Genomic DNA, 5436 nt, shown 5'->3' with positions numbered 1-5436 from the left:
CCCGCAACGTCGTGGCGTGTGCACCCGTGTGTACACCACCACGCCGAAAAAACCTAACTCGGCACTGCGTAAAGTATGCCGTGTGCGTCTGACCAACGGTTTCGAGGTTTCCTCGTACATCGGCGGTGAAGGCCACAACCTGCAAGAGCACAGCGTCGTCCTGATTCGTGGCGGCCGTGTAAAAGACTTGCCAGGTGTTCGTTACCACACCGTTCGCGGTTCGTTGGATACTTCCGGCGTCAAAGGTCGTAACCAGGGTCGTTCGAAATACGGTACCAAGCGTCCGAAGTAATTCGCGCCGTTTGCAGTTGTTTCTAAAATTTATTGTGTCGATAAGAGTAAGGTCGGGCACCGCGCTTTTCAGCGTTATGTCCCGAGCGAACCTGAAGACCGTTTGAGGGCTTATCATGCCAAGACGTCGCGTAGCAGCAAAACGTGAGATTCTTGACGATCCGAAGTACGGATCCCAGATTCTCGCCAAGTTCATGAACCACGTAATGGAAAGCGGCAAGAAAGCCGTTGCCGAACGTATCGTTTACGGTGCCCTGGACACAGTCAAGGCTCGTAAGGCTGGTACCGATCCCCTGGAACTCTTCGAAAAAGCACTCGACGCCATCGCTCCGCTGGTCGAAGTGAAGTCGCGCCGTGTTGGCGGTGCTACTTACCAGGTTCCGGTCGAAGTTCGTCCATCCCGTCGTAATGCTCTGGCAATGCGTTGGCTGGTAGACTTCGCGCGCAAGCGCGGTGAGAAATCCATGGCTCTGCGCTTGGCTGGCGAACTGCTGGATGCTGCTGAAGGTAAAGGTGCTGCGGTCAAGAAGCGTGAAGACGTGCACCGTATGGCTGAAGCCAACAAGGCTTTCTCGCACTACCGCTTCTAATTCCAGCGTCACTAATTTTGCGAGGGCTTTATGGCTCGTACTACTCCGATTAACCGCTACCGTAACATTGGTATCGTTGCTCACGTGGATGCTGGTAAAACCACCACCACCGAGCGCGTCCTTTTTTACACCGGCGTAAACCACAAAATGGGCGAGGTGCATGATGGCGCCGCGACCATGGACTGGATGGTGCAGGAGCAGGAGCGTGGTATTACCATTACTTCTGCTGCGACCACTGCTTTCTGGCAGGGTTCTGTCAAGCAGCACAAAGACCGCTATCGCTTCAACATCATCGATACCCCGGGCCACGTTGACTTCACCATCGAAGTAGAGCGCTCGCTGCGCGTACTCGACGGCGCCGTCGTTGTGTTCTGTGGTACTTCGGGTGTTGAGCCGCAGTCGGAAACCGTATGGCGTCAAGCCAACAAGTACGGCGTTCCACGTCTTGTTTACGTAAACAAGATGGACCGTGCCGGTGCAAACTTCCTGCGCGTCGTCGACCAGATCAAGAAGCGCCTGGGTCACACCCCGGTGCCGATTCAGCTGGCAATCGGTTCGGAAGACAACTTCCAGGGCCAGATCGACCTGATGACCATGGAAGCGGTTTACTGGGATGACGCCGACAAGGGTATGACCCCTCGTCGTGAAGCTATCCCTGCCGAGCTGCAAGAGCTGGCCGAAGAGTGGCGCAGCAACATGGTTGAGGCAGCTGCCGAAGCCAACGAAGACCTGATGAACAAGTACCTGGAAGGTGAAGAGCTGTCGATCGAAGAGATCAAGGCTGCTCTGCGCCAACGTACTATCGCCGGCGAAATCGTTCTGGCTGTTTGCGGTTCTTCGTTCAAGAACAAAGGTGTTCCGCTGGTTCTCGACGCCGTCGTCGACTACCTGCCAGCGCCTGTCGAGATTCCTGCGATCAAGGGTATCAACCCGGACGACAAGGAACTGGACAAGGACGATCCGGCCGTTCGTCACGACGAGCGTCATGCAGACGACAACGAGCCGTTCTCGGCTCTGGCGTTCAAGATTGCGACCGACCCGTTCGTGGGTTCGATCACCTTCGTGCGCGTCTACTCGGGTGCTCTGAACTCCGGTGACTCGGTTCTGAACTCGGTGAAAGGCAAGAAAGAGCGTGTGGGCCGTATGGTTCAGATGCATGCCAACACCCGTGAAGAAATCAAGGAAGTACTGGCTGGTGACATCGCTGCCCTGATCGGCATGAAAGATGTGACCACTGGTGAAACCCTGTGCGCACTGGATAAGCCAATTATCCTTGAGCGTATGGACTTCCCTGAGCCGGTGATCTCGGTTGCTGTTGAGCCGAAGACCAAAGACGACCAGGAAAAAATGGGTATCGCTCTGAGCAAGCTGGCTCAGGAAGACCCTTCTTTCCGCGTCAAAACCGACGAAGAGACTGGTCAAACGATCATCTCGGGTATGGGTGAGTTGCACCTGGACATCCTGGTAGACCGGATGCGCCGTGAGTTCAACGTCGAAGCCAACATCGGTAAACCGCAGGTTTCTTACCGTGAGAAGATCACTAAGAACTGCGAGATCGAAGGCAAGTTCGTTCGTCAGTCCGGCGGTCGTGGCCAGTTTGGTCACTGCTGGATCCGTTTTGCACCTGCTGACGAAGGTCAGGAAGGTCTGCAATTCGTAAACGAAGTGGTTGGTGGTGTTGTTCCTAAGGAATACATTCCTGCCATCCAGAAAGGCATTGAAGAGCAGATGAAGAACGGTGTTGTTGCCGGCTATCCGCTCATCGGCCTGAAGGCTACCGTCTTTGACGGTTCTTACCACGACGTCGACTCCAACGAGATGGCGTTCAAGGTGGCTGCCTCCATGGCGACCAAGCAACTTGCCTCCAAAGGTGGCGGTGTGGTGCTTGAGCCGATCATGAAGGTAGAAGTTGTAACACCTGAGGACTACATGGGTGACGTGATGGGTGACCTGAACCGTCGTCGTGGTCTGATCCAGGGTATGGAAGATTCGGTTTCCGGCAAGGTTATCCGTGCCGAGGTTCCGTTGGGTGAGATGTTCGGTTATGCGACCGACGTTCGCTCCATGTCTCAGGGTCGCGCGAGCTACTCTATGGAATTCTCCAAATACTCCGAAGCTCCGTCGAACGTCGTCGAAGCTATCGTTAAAAAACAAGGCTGATTCAGCCCCTTTAGGCTAGGAGTTCACTGTCGTGGCTAAAGAAAAATTTGAACGTAACAAACCGCACGTCAACGTTGGCACCATCGGTCACGTTGACCACGGTAAAACCACTCTGACCGCTGCTCTGACCCGTGTTTGCTCCGAAGTTTTCGGTTCGGCTCGCGTTGACTTCGACAAGATCGACAGCGCTCCAGAAGAGAAAGCTCGTGGTATCACCATCAACACTGCACACGTAGAGTACGACTCCAACGTCCGTCACTACGCGCACGTTGACTGCCCAGGTCACGCCGACTACGTCAAAAACATGATCACCGGTGCTGCCCAGATGGACGGCGCGATCCTGGTTTGCTCGGCTGCCGATGGTCCGATGCCACAAACTCGTGAGCACATCCTGCTGTCCCGTCAGGTTGGCGTTCCGTACATCGTGGTCTTCCTGAACAAGGCTGACCTGGTAGACGACGCTGAGCTGCTGGAACTGGTTGAAATGGAAGTCCGCGACCTGCTGACTACCTACGACTTCCCAGGCGACGACACTCCGATCATCATCGGTTCGGCTCGTATGGCTCTGGACGGTCTCGACGATAACGAGATGGGCACCACTGCCGTCAAGAAACTGGTTGAAACCCTGGACAGCTACATCCCAGAACCAGTTCGTGCTATCGACAAGCCGTTCCTGATGCCAATCGAAGACGTATTCTCGATCTCGGGTCGCGGTACTGTTGTAACTGGTCGTGTTGAGCGTGGCATCGTTCGCATCCAGGAAGAAGTCGAGATCGTGGGTCTGCGTGACACCACCAAGACTACTTGCACCGGCGTTGAGATGTTCCGCAAGCTGCTGGACGAAGGTCGTGCTGGCGAGAACTGCGGCGTTCTGCTGCGCGGCACCAAGCGTGACGACGTTGAGCGTGGTCAGGTTCTGGTCAAGCCAGGCAGCGTCAAGCCTCACACTCAGTTCGAAGCTGAAATCTACGTTCTGAGCAAGGAAGAAGGCGGTCGTCACACTCCGTTCTTCAAAGGCTACCGTCCACAGTTCTACTTCCGTACTACCGACGTAACTGGTAGCTGCGAACTGCCGGAAGGCACCGAAATGGTTATGCCAGGTGACAACGTTAAAGTTTCCGTCACTCTGATCAAGCCAATCGCAATGGAAGACGGCCTGCGTTTCGCCATCCGTGAAGGCGGTCGTACCGTCGGCGCTGGTGTCGTAGCCAAAATCATCGCCTAAGCGTTGATTTGCCAAAAAAGCCCCCGCCCTGCGGGGGCTTTTTTATTGGGTTGACACCCTGATTCGTCGTCTATAGAATTGCGCCTCCTTTTAACGGGCGCATTGCGCCCGGTGGGAATAGCAGCCGGAGTCTGAAATCCAATGCAAAATCAGCAAATCCGTATCAGGTTGAAGGCTTTTGACCATCGCCTGATCGACCAATCCACCCAGGAAATCGAGGAAACCGCGAAACGTACTGGTGCTCAAGTGCGTGGTCCAATTCCACTGCCTACTCGCAAAGAGCGGTTCACCGTTCTGGTCTCCCCGCACGTCAACAAAGACGCGCGTGACCAGTACGAGATCCGTACTCACAAGCGCGTTCTGGACATCGTCCAGCCAACGGATAAAACCGTTGACGCTCTTATGAAGCTTGATCTTGCGGCAGGTGTGGAAGTGCAGATCAGCCTCGGCTAAGACTCGGGTCTTAGTCGTGTAACGCTCTGAAATGGGCGGCCATAGCGGGTGAAAGCCCCGTACACTCATGAGGTTTACAACATGACTATTGGTGTAGTCGGTCGAAAAGCGGGCATGACCCGTATTTTCACCGAAGAAGGTGTCTCCATTCCGGTCACGGTCATTGAGATCGAGCCGAATCGCGTCACCCAGTTCAAAACCGAAGAAAGCGATGGCTATCGTGCAGTGCAAGTCACTGTCGGTGAGCGTCGTGCTTCGCGTGTCACTGCAGCCCAGGCGGGTCACTTCGCCAAGGCTAACGTTGCCGCTGGTCGCACTGTCCTGGAATTCCGTCTTGAAGAAGGCGAATACAAGGCCGGTGACCTGATCAACGCAGAAATCTTCGCTGCTGGCCAATTGGTAGATGTTACCGGTCAGTCGAAAGGTAAAGGCTTTGCCGGTACCATCAAGCGCTGGAACTTCCGCGGTCAGGACAACACCCACGGTAACTCCGTTTCCCACCGCGTCCCGGGCTCTATCGGCCAGTGCCAGACTCCTGGTCGTGTATTCAAGGGCAAAAAAATGTCCGGTCATATGGGCGCTGAGCGCGTGACCGTGCAGTCCCTGGAAGTAGTGCGCGTGGACGCTGAACGCAATCTGTTGTTGGTCAAGGGCGCTGTTCCTGGCGCTACTGGCGGCAATCTGGTTGTACGTCAAGAAGCCAAGGCTCGCGGTTAA

Annotated in this window: 6 protein-coding genes; all 6 read left to right on the top strand. The window is 55.2% G+C overall.

Annotation, left to right across the window (positions count from 1 at the left end; translation table 11 throughout):
- Positions 1 to 292: 30S ribosomal protein S12 (gene rpsL, locus ACIPO9_RS28045; RefSeq protein WP_400784540.1), on the top strand; the 292-nt coding region annotated here is incomplete at its 5' end.
- A 115-nt stretch (positions 293 to 407) separates the two neighbouring features.
- The gene (rpsG, locus tag ACIPO9_RS28040; protein ID WP_007970418.1) at positions 408 to 881 is read left to right on the top strand and encodes a 30S ribosomal protein S7; all 474 of its coding nucleotides are present in this window, start codon (positions 408 to 410) and stop codon (positions 879 to 881) included.
- A 30-nt stretch (positions 882 to 911) separates the two neighbouring features.
- Entirely contained in the window at positions 912 to 3041 is a 2130-nt protein-coding gene (gene fusA / locus ACIPO9_RS28035) for an elongation factor G (protein ID WP_274134929.1), read from the top strand.
- Between the two features lie 31 nt (positions 3042 to 3072).
- On the top strand, positions 3073 to 4266 hold the full coding sequence (tuf, locus tag ACIPO9_RS28030; protein ID WP_274134928.1) for an elongation factor Tu: 1194 nt from the start codon (positions 3073 to 3075) through the stop codon (positions 4264 to 4266).
- A 141-nt stretch (positions 4267 to 4407) separates the two neighbouring features.
- Positions 4408 to 4719 carry a 30S ribosomal protein S10 gene (gene rpsJ / locus ACIPO9_RS28025; RefSeq protein ID WP_400784539.1) on the top strand — a complete coding sequence of 104 codons (312 nt, stop codon included), beginning with the start codon at positions 4408 to 4410 and terminating at the stop codon, positions 4717 to 4719.
- Between the two features lie 81 nt (positions 4720 to 4800).
- Positions 4801 to 5436, top strand: a complete 636-nt coding sequence (rplC, locus tag ACIPO9_RS28020; protein ID WP_400784538.1) for a 50S ribosomal protein L3 — start codon at positions 4801 to 4803, stop codon at positions 5434 to 5436.

The organism is Pseudomonas sp. NPDC090203 (assembly GCF_044746765.1).
Taxonomy (GTDB): domain Bacteria; phylum Pseudomonadota; class Gammaproteobacteria; order Pseudomonadales; family Pseudomonadaceae; genus Aquipseudomonas; species Aquipseudomonas putida_AD.
Note: the sequence above shows the minus strand (reverse complement) of the source record. Positions and strands in the feature narration are given on the sequence as shown.